The sequence below is a fragment of the Hanstruepera neustonica genome, assembly GCF_002895005.1.
Taxonomy (GTDB): Bacteria; Bacteroidota; Bacteroidia; order Flavobacteriales; family Flavobacteriaceae; genus Hanstruepera; species Hanstruepera neustonica.
Genome location: NZ_POWF01000002.1, coordinates 471,977 through 492,186 on the forward strand (window position 1 = coordinate 471,977; position 20,210 = coordinate 492,186).

General features: G+C 36.7%; 12 protein-coding genes. 5 read left to right on the plus strand and 7 right to left on the minus strand.

Features of this window, described 5'->3' with window-relative positions:
* The first annotated feature begins 27 nt into the window (after positions 1 to 27).
* Both C1T31_RS06880 and C1T31_RS06885 read left to right on the plus strand, forming a co-directional pair.
* Positions 28 to 3,375 carry a glycosyltransferase family 117 protein gene (locus C1T31_RS06880; RefSeq protein ID WP_103051732.1) on the plus strand — a complete coding sequence of 1,116 codons (3,348 nt, stop codon included), beginning with the start codon at positions 28 to 30 and terminating at the stop codon, positions 3,373 to 3,375.
* A 9-nt stretch (positions 3,376 to 3,384) separates the two neighbouring features.
* Positions 3,385 to 4,035 (plus strand): polysaccharide deacetylase family protein, encoded by a 651-nt coding sequence (locus tag C1T31_RS06885; RefSeq protein ID WP_103051733.1) that lies wholly within the window; start codon positions 3,385 to 3,387, stop codon positions 4,033 to 4,035.
* Here the strand turns inward: C1T31_RS06885 and C1T31_RS06890 are convergent.
* From C1T31_RS06890 to C1T31_RS06910, 5 genes are all read right to left on the minus strand, one after another.
* The gene (locus C1T31_RS06890) at positions 4,032 to 4,328 is read right to left on the minus strand and encodes a thioredoxin family protein (protein ID WP_103051734.1); all 297 of its coding nucleotides are present in this window, start codon (positions 4,326 to 4,328) and stop codon (positions 4,032 to 4,034) included. The genes C1T31_RS06885 and C1T31_RS06890 overlap by 4 nt on opposite strands.
* A gap of 136 nt (positions 4,329 to 4,464) precedes the next feature.
* Entirely contained in the window at positions 4,465 to 5,700 is a 1,236-nt protein-coding gene (locus C1T31_RS06895; protein ID WP_103051735.1) for a metallophosphoesterase, read from the minus strand.
* Between the two features lie 64 nt (positions 5,701 to 5,764).
* On the minus strand, positions 5,765 to 8,230 hold the full coding sequence (locus C1T31_RS06900; RefSeq protein ID WP_103051736.1) for a beta-mannosidase: 2,466 nt from the start codon (positions 8,228 to 8,230) through the stop codon (positions 5,765 to 5,767).
* Positions 8,227 to 8,925, minus strand: coding sequence for a copper homeostasis protein CutC (locus tag C1T31_RS06905; RefSeq protein WP_103051737.1), 699 nt, complete (start codon positions 8,923 to 8,925; stop codon positions 8,227 to 8,229). Before C1T31_RS06905 ends, C1T31_RS06900 begins: the two co-directional genes overlap by 4 nt.
* A gap of 1 nt (position 8,926) precedes the next feature.
* Entirely contained in the window at positions 8,927 to 11,197 is a 2,271-nt protein-coding gene (locus C1T31_RS06910) for a glycoside hydrolase family 20 protein (RefSeq protein ID WP_103051738.1), read from the minus strand.
* Positions 11,198 to 11,239: 42 nt separating this feature from the next.
* Here C1T31_RS06910 and C1T31_RS06915 point away from each other — a divergent pair, with 42 nt between their 5' ends.
* Both C1T31_RS06915 and C1T31_RS06920 read left to right on the plus strand, forming a co-directional pair.
* A complete protein-coding gene (locus C1T31_RS06915; RefSeq protein WP_103051739.1) occupies positions 11,240 to 14,158 on the plus strand; it encodes a GH92 family glycosyl hydrolase in 2,919 nt (972 codons plus the stop codon).
* Between the two features lie 5 nt (positions 14,159 to 14,163).
* Positions 14,164 to 15,174, plus strand: coding sequence for an isoaspartyl peptidase/L-asparaginase (locus C1T31_RS06920; RefSeq protein WP_103051740.1), 1,011 nt, complete (start codon positions 14,164 to 14,166; stop codon positions 15,172 to 15,174).
* Here the strand turns inward: C1T31_RS06920 and C1T31_RS06925 are convergent.
* Together C1T31_RS06925 and cphA are read right to left on the minus strand one after the other, a co-directional pair.
* Positions 15,171 to 16,580, minus strand: coding sequence for an aldehyde dehydrogenase family protein (locus C1T31_RS06925; protein WP_103051741.1), 1,410 nt, complete (start codon positions 16,578 to 16,580; stop codon positions 15,171 to 15,173). The genes C1T31_RS06920 and C1T31_RS06925 overlap by 4 nt on opposite strands.
* Before the next feature lie 7 nt (positions 16,581 to 16,587).
* Positions 16,588 to 19,227, minus strand: coding sequence for a cyanophycin synthetase (gene cphA / locus C1T31_RS06930; RefSeq protein ID WP_103051742.1), 2,640 nt, complete (start codon positions 19,225 to 19,227; stop codon positions 16,588 to 16,590).
* 106 nt (positions 19,228 to 19,333) lie between these two features.
* Here cphA and C1T31_RS06935 point away from each other — a divergent pair, with 106 nt between their 5' ends.
* On the plus strand, positions 19,334 to 20,194 hold the full coding sequence (locus C1T31_RS06935; protein ID WP_103051743.1) for a cyanophycinase: 861 nt from the start codon (positions 19,334 to 19,336) through the stop codon (positions 20,192 to 20,194).
* The last annotated feature ends 16 nt before the right edge of the window (positions 20,195 to 20,210 follow it).

Here is a 20,210-nt window from a genome sequence, read left to right on the forward strand (position 1 = left end):
TCGCCTAATCTAATAAACAGCAATTACATGGCACATATTAGCTTTAAAAAATGGAACAATCTATTAGCTTGGTTTTCATTTTTAGTGGCTTTATTCACATTCGGTCTTACTGTTGAACCTACTGTTAGTTTTTGGGATGCCGGAGAATATATTTTAACCTCTTCTAAACTTCAAGTTGGACATCCACCAGGAGCTCCATTATTTCAAATGTTTGGTGCATTTTTCTCGATGTTTGCGTTAGAACCTTCTCAAATAGGTTTTATGTTAAATATGATGAGTGCCGTTGCCAGTGCCTTTACCATTTTATTTATGTTTTGGACGATTTCCCTTTTATTGAGAAAATTAGCTGGAAATGAAGAGACCTTATCCGAAACTCAAAAAATAGCGATTTTAGGTAGTTCTTTAGTTGGAAGTTTAGCTTTCACTTTTACAGATTCATTTTGGTTTAATGCGGTTGAAACGGAGGTTTATGCTATGGCCACCCTCATAATGTCCGTGATATTTTATTTGGCATTACGTTGGGAGCGCGAAATGGATCAACCTCGCGGGAATCGTTGGTTAATCCTCATTGCTTTTGTTATTGGATTGTCATTTGGTGTTCATTTCATGGGTTTATTAACCATTCCTGCAATAGGATTGATATACTATTTTAAAAACTATAAAGAAATAACAGTCAAGAATTTTATAATTGCCAATGTGGTTTCTGTTGCTATTCTGCTGTTCATTTTTAAATTGTTGGCACCGAATATCTTAAGATACTTTAGTGCGATGGAAATTTTCTTTGTGAATTCCATTGGCTTACCATTTAATTCAGGGTCCATTATCGCAGGAGTTCTGTTGGTAGCAGTCATTTATTTTGGGCTGAAATACACCAGAGAAAAACAATACAAACACTTGAACACAGCTATATTGTGTGTAACGTTTGTAATGGTTGGTTTCTCGTCCTGGATGATGTTACCCATTCGTGCTAACGCAGATGTGGTTATCAATGAGAATGACCCATCTGATGCCAGGGAATTGCTGGCTTATTATAATTTAGAACAATACCCAGAAACCCATTTATTTTATGGGCCGCAGTTTACAGACCAGTATTCAGGTTTGGATGAAAACGAACCTTACATCGATGATAAACCCAATTATGAGAAAGATGAGAAAACGGGTAAATACGTCATTATAAACGATTGGGAGAATGCCAGACAGAATTACAATTCTAAACATGCCTCCATTTTACCAAGGATGTGGAGTGGCGAAAACGCTGAAAACTATATGATCTTTACAGGATATTTAGACTTCAAATTGAAGCCTGAATACCAAATGGAAAATGAGCTTCGCGGAGCTATTACTAATTTTAAGAATGACGTGGCTAATGGCATGGTTGACTATGAAGATTATCATAATTTCTTACGACAATTTAGCCAATATATTGATGTTGAAAAGCCATCTTTGGGTAGTAATATCGCCTATATGCTGGAATACCAATTAGGTTATATGTACTGGCGTTATTTTATGTGGAATTTTGTAGGTAGACAGGATGATATTCAAGGTAAATATGATAATCACGGTAATTGGTTAAGTGGTATTAATTTTATAGATGAGTGGCATTTGGGGTTATCTCAAGAAAACTTACCAAGTGATGTTGAAAATAATAAAGCGCGAAACACCTATTATTTTTTACCCTTCATTTTAGGGTTAATTGGCTTGTTCTTTTTATTCAACAAAGACAAAAAATTATTCTGGGTTATGTTGGTTTTCTTCCTGTTTACCGGTTTGGCTATTCAGGTTTATACGAATGTGAGACCCTTTGAGCCTCGTGAAAGAGATTACTCTGTAGTTGGTTCTTTTTATGTATTTGCCCTTTGGATTGGATTCGGTGTGTACGCCATAGTTGACTCTCTGAAACAAAAGTTTTCATCTAAATTACTAGCTCCTGCTGTTTCAGTTGTTTGCCTCATTTTGGTGCCTGGTATTTTGGCTGCGAACAATTGGGATGACCATGACCGTTCAAACAAATATACAGCTCAAGCGATGGCCAAAAAATATCTGGATTCTTGTGCTGAAAACGGCATCTTGTTCTCAATCGGTGATAATGATACATTTGCACTTTGGTATGCTCAAGAAATTGAGGGCTACAGAACGGATGTTCGTGTAGTTAATACCAGTTTGTTCCAGACAGATTGGTACATTGACCAAATGAAGCGTAAGGCTTATGAGAGTGATCCTGTTCCTTCATCACTCACCCATGATCAATACCGTTATGGCACACGTGATTATATATTGAAAAAATTATTTATTTATGATGCCAATGGCAGACCACAACGATTGCTGAATAAGGATACATTAAATATTAAGGACTTTTTGGAATTTGTTTCCAGTGACAATCCGAGAACCAAGTTCAAATATTTATTACAACAACAAGGTGAAGACCCTAGTTTCTATCCCGTACAATATCAAAACTCCAACTATTTTCCTGTTGAATATGTGCAAATTCCGGTCAACAAAGAAAATGTTTTAAAATATGGTATCGTAAAAGCACAAGATTCAGATGATATTGTGGATAACATCACTATCAAAATTACTGATGGTGCCTTATATAAAAATAGACTGCTAATGCTGGATATCATTGCCAATAACGATTGGAAACGCCCTATTTATTTTACGGGTGGTGCCTTTGGTGATGACGATTATATCTGGATGAAAGATTACTTACAACTTGATGGTATGTGTTACAAGTTAGTTCCTATCAAAACACCGGTTGATAAAGCCAATCCGTTTGATATGGGGCGTGTGGATTCTGATTTAATGTTTGATAAAGTTGTAAACTGGGATTGGGGTAATAGTGGTGACCCAAATATTTACCATGATACCGAAACCCGTCGAAATTCCATAACCTATAGAGGAAACCTGGCACGATTGATTGAACAATTAATCAATGAAGAAAAGCTAGATAAAGCTGAAAAAATTGCAGATATCGCCATGGATAATATGCCAGTAGACTATTTTGGATATTACACCCTTTTAGAACCCTACATAAGTGCTTATTATGAAGTTGACGCCAAGAATAAAGCGCAAAAATTGTTTAAAGATGTTGCCAAAAAATATCAAGAGAATTTAACGTATTACAGTAAGTTGGATGGTGAGCAACAAAGACGTGTTTTTGAGGAAATCTATACCGATATTGAACGCTACAAGAGTATCGTTGACGTGGTTATAGAATATGATAGGGACTTTGGTGCTCAAGAAGCCAAGACTTTTTCAAATTATTTGAATTTATTCAAGCATTTCTATGATGATGAACCAAGTCCTGAAGAAGATTCACTGGATTTGGATTCTGACATCCTACAAGGTGACAGTAGTATTATTGAACCCAAACAATAACTTAGATACATGGGAATAACGCCTGTAAAAACGCCTAAAATTGTCAAAAAGGCTCTACCTAAGTATGTTTGGGAAAAACAAACTAACGAGAAAATTCTCTATCTCACTTTTGATGATGGTCCAACACCAAATATCACGGATCAAGTCTTAAACTTATTGTCAGAGTTCCATGCCAAAGCAACTTTTTTTTGTATTGGAAATAATGTTGAAAAGCATCCTGAAATTTTTAAAAATATTTTATCAAAAGGACATGCTATTGGTAACCACACCCAAAACCATTTAAAAGGTTGGAAAACTGATTTAGAACATTATCTAGCTGATGTCGATAAAGCTCAAGATGTCATCAATTCAGAATTGAAAGATAATAAGTTTAGTCAGAAACTATTTCGTCCACCATATGGCAAAATAAAACCAAGCCAAGGAAAAGCATTAATTAATTTGGGATATACCATTGTTATGTGGAATGTTTTATCCTTTGATTGGGACAATCAAACCTCCCCTGACACTTGCTTAAAAAATGTTTTAGATAAATCTGAACCTGGAAGCATTATTGTTTTTCATGACAGTGAAAAAGCCGCAAAAAATCTTTTGTATGCTCTACCAAAAGTTTTGGAGCATTTCTCTAACAAGGGCTATACTTTTAAAGCATTAGCTAGCTAAACATATTCTTGAATAATACCAATAAGTGTATTGGCATCCTGTTCGCCACTATGACGCCATTTCATTTCGCCATTTTTGTAGATAATCAATGTTGGTAAACCTTTAACACGAAGGGCTTCAGCAAGCTCCTTATTCTTATCAACATCAATTTTAATAACTTTGGCCTTATCACCAAGGGCAGCCGCCACATCTCTCAATACGGCATGCATAGCTGTCGATTGCTCATTCCATTCTGTGAAAAAATCCAACAACACAGGAATGTTAACATCTATTAGTTCCCCAAATTTTGACATATGCAACAATTTTAGTCAACCTGTTCCTACAAACCTACAACATTTTACTTAAATAAAACTTGTTTATTTTCAATAGGTTATTGTCATGTAATATAAAAATAAACATTTTTTAAGAAAATAGCACTATTGCAAGAAATTAAGTGTCCCGAGTACCTTGCTTAAGTTCAATAACCGTGATCTCTGGCCAGATTCCCACTCGCCCAGGAAACGCATGATATCCAAAACCGCGATTCACGTTTATAAACCTTCCAAATTCATTGTACAAACCAGCCCATTGTTTGTAAACATATTGAGATGGACTCCATCTAAAAAACCCAGGGATTTCAATTCCCATTTGTAGTCCATGCGTGTGTCCACTTAAGGTAAGGTGATAGTGAAAGTCATCTTGCTTAACCTGATATTCCCAATGAGATGGGTCATGTGTCATTAAAATTTTAAAATCATCTTGGCTAATTTGTGATGATGCCTTTTGTAAATCGCCTGCTTGATTAAATCCCTTCCCCCAATTTTCAACACCAATGAGTGCTAATTTGTCACCATCTTTTTCGATATAGCGATGTTCATCCAACAATAAATCAAAACCAATTTTAGGATGAATATCCTTCACAGCCTGAAAATTGGCTACTTTATCTTCAGGTTTTTTCCATTCCACATAATCACCATAGTCATGATTTCCCAAAATAGAATATTTACCATAAGGTGCGTCTAACTCCTTGAACATATCAATCCAATCATCCATTTCATCGGCCTTATTGTTTACAATATCACCAGTAAACAGCATGACATCGGATTTTTGTTCATTAATTAAATCAACACCATACTTTATTTTTTCCTTATTCGTAAAACTCCCGGAATGGATATCGGAAATCTGCGTAATGGTAAATCCATCAAAGGCCTTGGGTAAATCTTCAAAAAACAATTGGTACTTTAGAACTTTATAGTTATAACGTCCTTGCCATATACCATATAGAAATGATGCGAATGGAATGGTCGCAATTCCCAAAGCAATTTTCGCAATAAACTCGCGCCTACCTGAAAAATCTTTTGTTTCACCGGGCGATAAAAATGAAAACAGCTTGCCCATTACTCTAAAAACATCTTCTCCAAACATAATGACTAACAAGACCAATTTGGGTATTAAAAACGTCAACATAAGGCCTGCCGCCAACTGAAAGTTAACCGTTTGACCGGCACTTCGTGGTGTCGAAAAGATGACATATAAAAAATTAGCATAGATAGCCAATGAAACCAATAACCAAACCCATTTTATTATTCGGCTTTTAGTTAATGTTTTAATTGCTTGGAACGCATAGATTTCAATAAATAAGAATATTATTGAAAATACGATAAGGGTTATAATCCACCGTGACATAAATATCTTTTCTTAAGGCTTTACAAATATACTGGCAAATAAAGCGAAGTCTTTTAATACTCTGTTAATTTTTTAATCCGTTTAGAGTTTTTATTTTCAAAGATGATAGGTTGATTGCTTGACTAAAAAACATAATTGTTTTCTTTTCTTTGGGCAACAAATCAAAATAGTTGTCGGAAAAATGCCCTTTTTCATTACAAAATAAAAATACATCTTTTTGAAGCGTACTACATGATAGTTCTATTTTAAAGCCTTCGTCTGTTTTGGTAATTGTTTTTTGAATAGCTTGAGGTTTCAGCTTGAGATCTTTTGGTTTTGAGAAATAGTAAAGCCATGTTTGATCATTGTTATCAATCCTTAAAACGGTTGATTGCTTATCAAAATTAATATCATTTAAATCCATATTAAAAATTTGCTTACTAACATCAAAAGGAATGACATCTTGAATTTGTTTATGCATGATACTTTTGCCGTCAAAATCTAGCAACCGCACATTGAGGTTTAAGGGCACCTTTTCCAGACTATCATTTATAGCATATACATTTAAAATATTGTTTTCAACTTTTGAGGAAATCAATAGGTTTTCAAAACTACGCTTAGCTTTATAATGCAATGCTTTCCAGTTCCCAAAGAAGTCAATACTTGACCATGACACGGCTGGCCAACAGTCGTTTAATTGCCAAAAGAGTGTACCCATATTATACGGTTTCGCTCTACGCTGTGCTTCTATACCTTTTGTAATACCATAAGCTTGCAACAACTGACTTACATAGACATAATCTTCTGCATTATCAGAAACTGGAAAATCACGTTGCATATAGGCATCGATAATTTGAAATCCTCGAGTATGCTTCTGATGATTTTTAAACCCTTCAGAAGTAATATCAAGTGAATCATTTTGGTTGATATATTTAATTGCTTGATAACTTGGAAAGGATTGAAATCCAAACTCACTCATAAATCGTGGCACGTGTTCTTCAAGATGTTCAAAGGGGTAACCATCATGCCAAATCCACCAGTCATGGGCGTCGCCTTCAAATTCGTACTTTGGATTGCCGCGCCCAAATTTTGGAGAGCTTTCCCAATAATCAGTATCTGAATATTGCCCGACTGTTCTTGGTAAAATAGAATCAAAAACCTTTAAATAGCTGCTCCAAATTTCATGTTTCTCTTCCTCTCTTCTACCATCTTGCCAGCCCCACCGATGCCAGCCTTCGCTATTTTCATTATTGCCACACCATAAGGCTATAGATGGATGATTTCGTAAACGCGTGATATTGTCAATAGCTTCTTGTTCAACATTTTCTAAAAACGCATCATCACCTGGATACATGGCACAGGCAAACATAAAATCCTGCCAGACTAAAATGCCTTTTTCATCACATAACTCATAAAATACATCATTCTCATAGATGCCTCCACCCCAAACACGTAGCACATTCATATTGGCAGTAACCACATCATTCAACAATTTTTCATAATGCTCATCAGTTACTTGATTTTGAAAACTATTTTGCGGAATGTAATTAGCGCCTTTGGCGTATACAGGAACACCATTAACCTTAAAATAAAACGATTCACCAAGACTATCCTTTTCGTTAACTAAATCAATTGTTCGTAAACCAACTTTTTTGGAAACGCTATCTAAAAGGGTTTCACCATCTTTTACAACAACTTTGATGTCATACAAATAGGGTTGCCCTAAATTATGAGGCCACCAGCGTTTGGGGTTTTTGATATAGAAATCAAATTGAGAGTTGTCCTTGTCTGATAAATCTGCTGATTTGGTTAGTGAATCATTAATATATAAATCATAATTCAGGTTTGCTATTGAAGTCCTTAACTCAAAACTTGTATTTAGTTTTGCTATCGAATCATTTAATTCTAACTGCTTAACATAAACATCATCTATCTTAAAATCATCCCAAGCCTGTAATTTCACATCACGCCAAATACCACTAGTATTCAGTTTGGGCCCCCAATCCCAGCCATATTGAAATTGGGCTTTTCTGGTAAAAATCCGATTCCCTTCTGGTAACGTGTAATTCAGTTTTACTTTGGCTTCTTCTTCATATTTAGAAGTGCTTTCAAATAGAATTCGCAATTCATTTTCTGCTTTTAAGTAAGGTTTCACATCAACAGCAAACCTTCTAAAGGCATTATTGGTTTTTAAAATCAAGCTGTCACTTAAATACACGGTTGCGTAGGTGTCCAAGCCTTCAAATATTAGTTCTATATGCTTACGATTCAAAGTTTTTGCATCAACCTTAAAATTCGTTTTGTATTCCCAATCGGTTTTTGAAATACCCTGTACTAATTCCTCATTATTACCAATAAAAGGGTCATTGATAAGTCCATTTTCCATTAAATCTGAAAACACATTACCTGGCACCTTTGCCGACAACCACGTATCGGAGTCAGTTTGCTTGAATTGCCAACTATCATGTAGTATTATAGTTTTTGGCGTTTCATATTCGGTTTGGCATGACAAACAGCAAACTAGCAGAAAAGCAATTAGACCATATCTCATTGAATAGCGTTTAAAATGTCCCGAATAATTTTAATATCTGAAACGGTTTGTGGTGTGTTTCCAAAATATTCTGAAGCAGCATTACTCATTATTTTGGAAGCAGACGCATGTATTTCTTCAAATCCAGCTTTTTTGAAATCAGCCGCATTTTCAGGGTTAATACCGCTCCCTACCAAAATAGTAATGTTATTTTTAGCCTGTTCCTTCAAGTCAGATAACAATTGCATGCCATTTATAGCTTTAGATTGCTGACCAGAAGTCAGTATACGATTAACGCCTAAATTGATGAGTGCTTCTAACGCTTGTTCAGGGTTTGGTACACAGTCGAAGGCGCGATGATATGTGAATGGTAATGGATCTGCCCATTTTATTAACTCCTGCGTGCGTTTTATATCGATGGTATTATCTTCCTTAAGAACTCCAGATACAATGCCCTGAACTCCTAATGCTTTACATACCTCTATGTCCTGTTTCATAATTTCGAATTCGGCAGAGGAATAGCAAAAATTCCCACTACGTGGACGAATCAACACATACACAGGAATGGATAAAGCAGCAACAACTTGTTTGATGAGTCCGTAACTAGGAGTGATCCCTCCTACTGATAACTCACTGCATAACTCAATACGATGTGCACCTGCTTCTTGAGCGCTGATAGCAGATTGATAGGAATTGGCACAAATTTCTAGAAGCATATTAATTCACTATAATTTCATCAATAAAGGTCCAAGCCTTATTACCAGAACCTTGATACTCTTCTGGAATAATTCCGTAATTAGGCACTATTAATTTTATATATCTTGTTCTCACTTTTTTATCAAATTCAACAAGAACTAAAATATCATTAGAATCAGGAACTTCTATAATTTGACTGTCATGATCAAATTGAAATTCAATGTATTTCGGTGCATAAATCCATTGACCTTGACCATTATGAAAACGTGTTTTAATTGCATTGATTTCCATTTCCTCGCCCAAATCAATAGTGATTCCAACATCATCTCCCCAAAATCCTAACCACTCTTTGTCGCCATAGCGTGTGTCACTACCTGAAATGCCATTTATTAAACCTTGAGCGCCACTTCCAGCATACACCTTGCTGGGATCAGGACTGATTGTAATCTTTTTACCTACGGCTTTATGATAATTGAAATGCTCTGTAAATGTTGTCCCTAATTGTTTTCCATTTTTGAAGACAGCGGCTTTCAATGTCATATTTTCATTAAAAGGAATCGGGTCTTCATATATTACCGATTGTTCATTTGGTTCAGAACCATTGGTGGTATAGCGTATAACTTTGTCTTTAGTGAGCGTTTTTAAAGCATAGAATGACTGTTCCTTTTCAGTAATGAGTGCACCTTCAACTTCATACAAATGGTTGGCATAATTTTTTGCCAAAGCATCCAAACGCATATTAAAGGTTTCTACTCTTGACACAAAATCCTCATAGTTTTTGTATTCAGGGTTGGTCCAAGCGACTTCACTCATGGCTAAAATTCTAGGAAATACCATATACTCAACCTGGCGTTCGGTTGGAATATATTCTGTCCAAAGATTGCCCTGAACGCCCAAAACATATTGCGACTCATCTTGATTTAATTCTTCTGGAATAGGGTTGAAACCATACACCTTTTCCAATGGTAAATAGCCACCAATAGCCAGGGGTTCCCCTTCATTAGTAGACTGGTAATAATCAAAATAACAATGGCTGGTAGGCGTCATGATAACGTTGTGTCCTGCTTTAGCGGCTTCAACGGCACCATTAGTGCCTCGCCAAGACATCACCGTGGCATTTGGAGCCAGACCGCCTTCCAAAATCTCATCCCATCCAATAATTTGTCTTCCTTTCGAATTTAAATATTTTTCAATTCGTGTGATAAAATAATTCTGCAATTCATGTTCGTCTTTTAACCCTAAATCTTTAATTCTGTTTTGACAAGCATCACAGGTTTTCCAATGCGTCTTTGGCGCTTCGTCACCTCCAATGTGAACATACTCGCTTGGGAATAAGTCAATAACCTCATCCAAAACAGATTCTAAAAAAGTGAAGGTGCTTTCTTTTCCTGCGCAAAAAATATCTTCAAATACACCCCAAGTCTGGGCTACTTTAATGGAATCGCCACGACAACCCAATTCCGGATAAGCCGAAATTGCCGCTTGCGCATGGCCAGGCATTTCAATTTCCGGGATAACAGTTATATGTTGTTTTTGAGCATAGGCAACTACTTCCTTGATGTCTTCTTGCGTGTAAAATCCACCATAGCGTTTGCCATCATAAGTTGTTGGTTGATCTGAAAAATGCCCTACCAATGTTTGGTCACGATAGCTAGCCAATTCCTGAAGTTTCGGGTATTTTTTTATCTCTAAGCGCCAACCTTGATCATCTGTTAAATGCCAATGAAAGGTGTTCATTTTCAACATGGCTAAAGCATCAATATATTTTTTGATGAATTCAACTGAAAACATATGTCTAGCAACATCTAGATGCATACCTCGATACTGAAATCTAGGTTCGTCTTCAATTTTTAAACAAGGAATAGCCACTTCATTCTTATAAAACGAACCATTTTCAAAACCAACAGGTAATAATTGCCTTAAGGTTTGTACCGCATAAAAAGCACCTTGGTCTGAATTGGCTTTTATCCGAATTTGTGACGTGCTAATCTCTAAAACATATCCTTCAACATTGGAAATACTGGTATCTTTTACAAAAACGATATCATCGTTTTCTTTTAACGTGATATGACTCCCATCTTGAATAAAATTCTTTAAAAAATCAGCAGAAATACTAAAATCCGAATCATTTTGAATGCCCATTCCATCTCTTAAAACAAAATTTCCCTCCATAATTGATTGATTTTGAAGGTTAGGAATGATCTGTGGTACAATTACTTCAGATGGTTTTTGTTGGCAGCTCCAAAACAGGACAGCAAAAACAATGAAAACAGTAAATTTCTTGATTGGCATTTTAGTATATTAGATGCTTTAAATTTAGCAATCCTATTTTAAATGAAACTCCCTATTACCTTCTTTTTTGCATTGGTAATACTATTTACTGCCTGCAAGGAAAATAAAGACATTCAACCAGCCCAAAAAGACACATCACTAATATCCTATGTCAATCCGTTTATTGGAACTGGCGGACATGGACATACCTATCCTGGTGCGACCATGCCTTTTGGGATGATGCAATTAAGTCCAGATACGCGATTGGATGGTTGGGATGGCTGTTCTGGCTATCATTATTCCGACAATTACATCTATGGTTTTTCACATACGCATTTAAGCGGAACAGGCGTATCAGACTATGGTGATATTTTATTGATGCCAACCAATGAAGTGAACTTTAACAATGGAGCCGATGGCAAAAAAGGCTATCGGGCTCATTTTAGTCACGACAACGAAATTGCAGAACCTGGTTATTATAAAGTACATTTGGATTCAACTAATATTGATGTGGAACTAACCGTTTCCAAACGCAGTGGTATACACAAGTATCAGTTCCAAAAATCAAGCAGTCAATACATCGTACTGGATTTGGAACATAGAGACGAGTTACTTGATTACAATATTACACAAGTAAGCCCAAAAATATTTAAAGGCTACAGACATTCTAAAGCATGGGCAACCAATCAAAAATTGTTTTATTATTTTGAATTATCTCATGAGGCAATTACACAATATCCAGCTCCTGATAAACCTACAAAAGCTATTTTAAGTCTGAATAATCCAACTCACGAACCAGTTTATTTAAAAATTGGCATTTCCCCGGTTGATGAGGAAGGTGCACGAAAGAATTTAGAAACTGAAATTGGTAACAAAAGCTTTGAAGAAGTAAAACAAGAAGCCCAAGATGCCTGGGAAAGTCAGCTTGAAAAAATAGTGGTTGAGAGTGACAATGACGATTACAAAACCAATTTTTATACCTCATTGTATCATACCATGATTGCTCCAAATTTATATCAAGATGTTGATGGTCGCTATCGTGGTATGGATTTAAACATTCATGAAACCAAAGATTTTAAGTATTACACCGTGTTCTCACTTTGGGACACCTATCGAGCCACACATCCACTTTACACCATTATTGAAGAAGACCGAACCAATGATTTTATCAATACGTTTTTAGCCAAATATGACGAAGGCAGCATCATGCCCATCTGGGATTTATCAGCCTGTTATACAGGTTGTATGATCGGGTATCATGCGGTTCCAGTGATTGCCGACGCCTATTTAAAAGGCATTAAAGGTTATAACACCGAAAAGGCTTTGGAGGCCATGAAACATTCGGCTACCCGTGATAAATTAGGATTGAAAGGCTATAAGGAATTCGGTTTTATTCCTGTTGAGGAGGAAAGCGAGTCGGTATCCAAAACTTTGGAATATGCTTATGACGACTGGACCATTGCACAAATGGCCAAGGCCATGAATAAAACTGAAGACTATAAAACTTATTCAGAGCGCGCCCAATATTATAAAAACGTGTTTGACCCAGAAAGTCAATTTATGCGTGGTCGTTTTCGCAACACCTGGTTCGCACCTTTTGATCCTTACGAAGTGAATTTTAACTACACCGAAGCTAATTCCTGGCAATACAGTTATTATGTGCCACAAGACATTACAGGGTTCATGAATTTGTTAGGCGGAAAAGATAAATTGGATGCTCATTTGGACAAATTATTTACAGCCGAAGCGGAAACTTCTGGGAGAGATCAAGCCGATATTACTGGTTTAATTGGCCAGTATGCCCATGGCAATGAACCTAGCCACCACATGGCCTACCTGTACAACTTTGTCAATAAACCTTATAAAACCCAAGAGAAAGTCCATCAGATTTTAACGGAACTATATACCAACGAACCCGATGGTATTTCAGGGAATGAAGATTGCGGACAGATGAGTGCATGGTATGTGTTTTCTTCCATGGGATTTTATCCAGTTACTCCAGCAAGCAATCAATACATTATTGGGACACCTTTGTTTGAAAAAGCAACCATTAATTTAGAAAATGGCAAGCAATTCACCATTCAAGCCAATAACCTGTCTGACGACAACATCTATATCGCATCGGTTGAACTTAATGGCCAACCATTAAACCAATCCTATATCTCTCATGAAGATATTATGAAAAGCGGTCAATTAGTCTTCAATATGACCAATCAAACTACGGAGTGGGCCACACAAGAAGGCGAAGAACCCGTAACGCGTATTTCCGACAATTTAATTGTACCTGTGCCATTTATTGCCAAAGGCGATGTGGCATTTAAAGGTGAAACAGAGGTTATGTTAGAAAATGTGGATAAGGAAGCTCAAATCCTCTATAGATTAAATGATGGTGAATTTAAAACGTATGAGAATCCGTTTACCATTTCAGAACCTACAACACTAGAAATTTATTCTAAAAAAGGCAATATTGAAAGTGCTAAAATTACTACCCAATTTTATAAAATAGACCCTAACATTTCCATAAAACTAGACACCGAATATGCTAACCAATATAATGGTGGTGGTAATAACGCCCTTATTGATGGCATTTATGGTACGCAAGATTTTAGAACAGGCACATGGCAAGGGTATTTTGATACCGATTTAATAGCAACGGTTGATATAGGAGGTGAAAAGGATATTCAAACTATTTCAGTTAACTTTCTTCAAGACCAAAAGAGCTGGATTTTTCTTCCTACAGTAGTCGATTTTTTAATATCATCTGATGGTAAAAATTTCAAATCTGTTTATTCAAAAACATTTGATACTCCAACACCTGGGGAAGGTTCACATATAGAAACCTTAAATTTTGAGTTAAATAAGAGTAAAGCTCGTTATATACAAATAATCGCCAAAAAATTGGGCAAACTTCCAGAATGGCATATAGGTTACGAACATGATGGACGTAGTTGGCTATTTGTAGATGAAATCACCATAAAATAATTATTATGAAACGAAGACATTTTTTAAAAAACGCAGCATTATCTGGAGCAGGTGTTGCTGTTGGTAGCACACTATTAAGTTGCGCTGATAACGATAAAAAAGTTGAAACAAGCGTGGCAACTCCAACACCAAATTCAAAAGCAAGCTTACCATTGGTTATTGCCACTTGGCATGTTAAAGAAGCTACCGCTAAAGCCTGGGAAGTATTACAAGCTGGCGGCAATGCTTTAGATGCCGTAGAGCAAGGTTGTATGGTGGAAGAAGCTAACGAAAAAGGTCAATCGGTTGGTAAAGGTGGTTTGCCAGATCGTGATGGCCATGTGACATTAGACGCTTGCATTATGGACAAACATGGTAATTGTGGTTCTGTTGTTTTTTTAGAAAATATTGTTCACGCTGTTTCTGTAGCCAGAAAAGTGATGGAGGACACACCTCATGTCATGCTTGCTGGAAAAGGGGCTGAACAATTTGCATTGGAGCAAGGCTTTAAAAAGGAGAATTTATTGACTGAAGCCTCAAAAAAAGCTTGGGAAGAATGGAAAGTTAACAGTGAGTACAAACCCATAATAAACATAGAAAATCACGATACCATTGGCATGCTAGCTATTGATAAAAATGGTGATATTTCTGGTGCTTGTACTACTAGTGGATTGGCCTACAAAATGCATGGCCGTGTTGGTGACTCTCCCATTATTGGTTCTGGATTGTTCGTGGATAATGAAATTGGTGCGTGTGTAGCCACAGGTTTGGGCGAAGAAGTAGTTAAAACCGTGGGATCCTTTTTGGTTGTGGAATTGATGCGTCAAGGTAAAACGCCTCAAGAAGCTTGTGAAGAAGCTATTAGCCGCATTGTAAATAAGCCCAATAGCAATTATAAGGATTTTCAAGTTGGTTATATTGCAGTCAACAAACAAGGCGAAACGGGAAGCTATTCTATTCATCAATGGTTTAGTATGACTAAATACCAAGATGGTGTCAATGAGCAGATTCAGTCAGATTTTTTCAATAAATCTTAAAACCATTTAATCGTTAAATCCACTATTTTTTGTTTCCAATTGTTATATGGTGGTTTTAATAAATCAACTGCCCCAAAGGTATGTTGTTTTAATAGCGACCGTTGGTTGGTAAACTCCAAAAACCCAAAATAGCCATGGGATTTACCAATTCCACTATTGTTAGAGCCACCAAAAGGTAAATTATGGTTTAAGTATTGCAGTAAGTTATGATTGATACATGTTCCTCCAGCTCGTGTATTATCTAAAATATAATTGATGTTTTTTTTCTTTTTGCTATAAATATATAAAGCCAAAGGTTTTTCTTTTGAATTAATATAATCTACAGCTTCTTCAAGTGTCTTATACGTTTTCAAAGGTAAAACGGGACCAAAAATTTCTTCCTGCATAAGTTTACTATCCTCATTCAAATCTGAAATCAATGTTGGCTCTATATAGTTGTTCTCATCATTTGACTGACCTCCCGAGTCTATTTTGGCGTTTTGGGATTTTGAGTCTTCAAGTAATTCGTTCAGGCGACTAAAATGCTTTTTGTTTACAATACGGCTATAAGCTTCAGAAGATTCTGGTTGTTCAGAATAAAATTTGCTCACCTGCTTTTTGAAACTTGTTATAAATGATTCTTTGATGCGTTCGTCAACAAGCACATAATCTGGTGCAATACAAGTCTGGCCTGCATTCATGAACTTGCCATAAATTATTTTACCGACAACTTTATCAATATTCACTGAATCATCAATAATTGTTGGGGACTTCCCTCCTAATTCCAAAGTCACCGAAGTAAGATGTTTAGAAGCCGCTTTCATTACAATTTTACCTACAGCTGGTGAACCTGTGAAAAAAATATGATTAAAAGGTAATTCCAATAACGCTTGAGAGGTTTCTACTTCACCTTCGACTAATGCTATTTCGTTTTCATCAAATAAATCAGCGACTATTTTAGCCATCAAACGAGATGTATTCGGAGTCATTTCCGAAGGCTTCAAGATAACGGCGTTACCACCGGCAATTGCTGATACCAGAGGCCCAAATGTTAAATTTATAGGATAATTCCAAGGTGAAATAACCAAACAAACACCTTTTGGTTCGTTGATAATGTATGAACTGCTTCCCAACATAGCTAAAGGCGTACCTACGTGTTGTTTTTTTAGCCATGATTTCAAGTTTTTGGAAACATACTTGATTTCATCAATAACAGGATAAATTTCAGTAAGGTCAACCTCTAATTGGGGTTTTTTAAAATCGGCATACAACGCATCTCGAATATCTTGTTTATAAGTGCTCTCTAATGCGTGTTTTAATTTTTTGAGTTTTATGACACGCTCCTTATAATTGGTATTACCAATATTGAATTGGTTTGCTTTTTGTTTGTCAAACAAACTCGCAAACATATTGTCAGAATAACTCATAAATTCATTAGGCCAAAAATGGCTCTCCTTTTAAATCTTGTTCTTTAAATTTCTTTACCAACTCCAAAGCATCAGGAATGACATCACTGCATAAAATAATTAATGATCCCTTTTGAGCATTTTTAACCGCATGGGTTATGGCCTCTCTTTCGGAAGGAATAATAGTGGTCTTCTTATTCGGGTCTTTCATTTTAATACCATCATTCAAGAGTTTAATAAGTTCCTCTTCCGTGCGACCTCTTAAACGTTTATCTTGACGGATTATGATTTCATCAAACATCTCTGCAGCAATACTCCCTACTTGGTTAGTATCTTCATCACGTCTATCACCTACACCCGCGATAATACCGACCTTGACGGTAGCATCCAGTTCATCTGTAAATTTCTTTAATGCCATCATCCCAGCTGGATTGTGTGCATAATCCAGTAAAATGGTAAAATCTTTAAATTCGAATAAATTCAGTCGACCTGGTGTTTGTGATGCCGAAGGTATGAAGGTTTCCAAAGCAGCTTTAATGTCTTCTATACTGATTCCTTGTACATGGGCTGCCAATACGGCTGCTAGTACATTTTGAATCATAAAAGTCGCTTTGCCTCCATAGGTTAATGGAATGTTTTCGGCTCTCATAATGCGCATTTTCCAAACACCTCTGCAAATAGTTACATATCCGTTTTCATGAACTGCTGTGATACCATTTAAACGCTGTAAGGCTTTTATTCTAGGGTTATTTTCATCCATTGAAAACAAGGCTACGTTACATTCTACAGAACGTCTCATATCATAAACCAAGTCATCATCAGCATTCAAAATGGCATAACCACTTGGTAAAACCGTTTCAGGAATAACACCTTTAACCTTTGCCAATTGCTCAATGGTGTGAATCCCTTTTAATCCTAAATGGTCTGCAGCCACATTGGTCACAATCCCGACATCACATTTTTTAAAGCCCAAACCAGCACGTAATAAACCGCCTCTAGCACATTCCAAAACTGCAAAATTGACGGTTGGGTCTTTCAATACAAATTCCGCACTAGCTGGACCCGTACAATCCCCTTTCATCAATAATCGGTTTTGAATATAAACACCATCACTGGTTGTATAACCCACTCTATATCCTTTCATTTTTGCAATGTGAGCCATTAAGCGCGATGTTGTGGTCTTTCCATTGGTTCCCGTGATAGCGATAATAGGAATTCGGCCTGTATCCCCTTTTTGTGGGAATAATTTATCAATTACTGGTGCCGCCACGTTACGAGGCAACCCAGATGTTGGTGCCAGGTGCATTCTAAACCCAGGACCTGCATTAACCTCTAAAACGGCTCCACCTGTTTCCGAAAGCGGTTGTGAAATATCAGTCGTCATGATATCAATGCCACATATATCCAAATCAATAATTTTTGAAATACGCTCTGCCATACTTACGTTTGCTGGATGCACAATATCGGTGACATCTTCAGCGGTTCCACCCGTGCTTAAGTTAGCTGTGTCTTTTAATATTAATCGTTCACCGTCTGGAATTATGGATTCTAATGTATAACCAGCATCTTTAATGATGGTTTTGGTCAGTTCGTTAACAGTAATCTGTGTAAGTACATTCTCATGTCCATAACCACGACGCGGATCTTTATTGACTTCATCAATCAATTCTTGAACGGTTGACTTACCATTACCGATGACATGAGCAGGTGTTCGCTTGGCTGCTGCAACCAATTTGTTGTTAATAACTAATAATCGGTAATCTTCACCAACTATAAATTTTTCAACGATTATGGCGCCGCTTCTGGAACTTTCTTTGGCTTGTCTGAAGGCTTCCAAAGCCTCATCATAGTTTTGAATATTAACAGTAATCCCACGGCCATGATTACCGTCTATTGGTTTGATTACCAATGGGAATCCCACATAATCACAGGCATCTTCCAAACTACTTTCTCTTCGAATAATATCACCACGAGGTACTTCGACTTCTGCTTGCTCCAAAAGGAATTTAGTATCTTCTTTATCACAAGCCAACTCTACACCAATACTACTTGTTTCACTGGTTACCGTTGCTTGAATACGTTTTTGATTGGCACCATAACCCAATTGACATAAGGAATATTTATTCAAGCGAATCCAAGGAATGCCACGTGCTTCTGCTTCTTCAACAATAGAGCCGGTACTTGGCCCTAAACGATCATCCTCACGCAATTCGCGCATTTTTTGAATATCGTCTGCCATGTCATAATCCTCACCTGCAATTAATGCTTCACATATTCTGACTGATGCCTTGGCTGCATAACGCCCAACCGATTCTTCCATATAGGCGAACACAACATTATAAACCCCTTTTTCACCATAACCGCGAGTTCTTCCAAATCCCACATCCATGCCAGCCAATGTTTGGATTTCCAGAGCAATGTGCTCAATAATATGACCCATCCATGTACCTTCCTCTACCCGCTGAAAAAAACCACCCGGCTCTCCAACAGAACAACGATGCTCATACATGCCAGGAAACATTGCTTTAAGCCTATCATAAAACCCATCAACCTTGTTGGATGGTCGCTCTTCCATGTCTTCTAAATCTAGAACCATGACGATTAGTTTATGACGACGAACAGACCAATAATTCGGCCCTCTCATAGCATTGATTTCCCTTATTTTCATATTGTTAGTTTTTAGTTTTATTTAAAGTGAAAGATTATAAATATATACATTTTTCTAATAAAATTTTAGTTTATTTTTGTCCAATAATTTTTTTGAAACAGATTGTATGAAGCGGAATAAAGGCACATTAATCCCTATTGGCGGAAATGAAGATAAAGGTGTTGTTGAAGATGACTTTAACAAGCTTGACTATATTGAAGAAGGTATCTTATCCCATGTGGTTAGAGAAGCAGGTGGTGTTGAAGCCAAAATTGTAGTCATACCCACAGCTTCCAGAATCCCAAAGGAAGTGGGTAACAATTACATAGATGCCTTTGAAACATTGGGTTGTAAACATGTTACTGTTTTGAATATCAGAAGCAAACAAGATTCTGAAAATCCTGAATTCATTACAGCCGTCAAAGCAGCGAATTGCGTCATGTTTTCTGGTGGCGATCAGTCCAAAATTACCGACAGAATCGGTGGTTCATCCATTCATAATATTCTAATCAATCGTTACAAAAACGAAAAAGGTTTCGTGATTGCGGGAACCAGTGCTGGCGCTATGGCTATGGCTCAAGAAATGATTGCTGGTGGCAGTGCTACAGAATCCTTTGTTAAGGGCGCTGTCAATATGTATAAAGGTTTAAGTCTGATTCCTGAATTGATTATAGATACGCATTTTATTCAACGTGGTCGATTTGGACGGGTTTCAGAAGCTGTTGCCAAGTTCCCTGATAAAATTGGTATTGGATTGGCTGAAGATACCGGACTCATCATCAAGCATGGCATTGTTGAAGTTATTGGTTCAGGTATGGTTATTATATTTGATCCTCGAAAACTGAAACACAATAACGAAAGGATTCTAAAGGTTGGTACACCCATGTCTTTGACCAACTTAAAAGTTCATGTTTTAGCCAATGGTGACCGCTTTAATATTAAAAAGAAAAAGGTAAAAGTACTACCCGTAGAATCACCTTTTATCTAAAGTATACTTCCAGTAG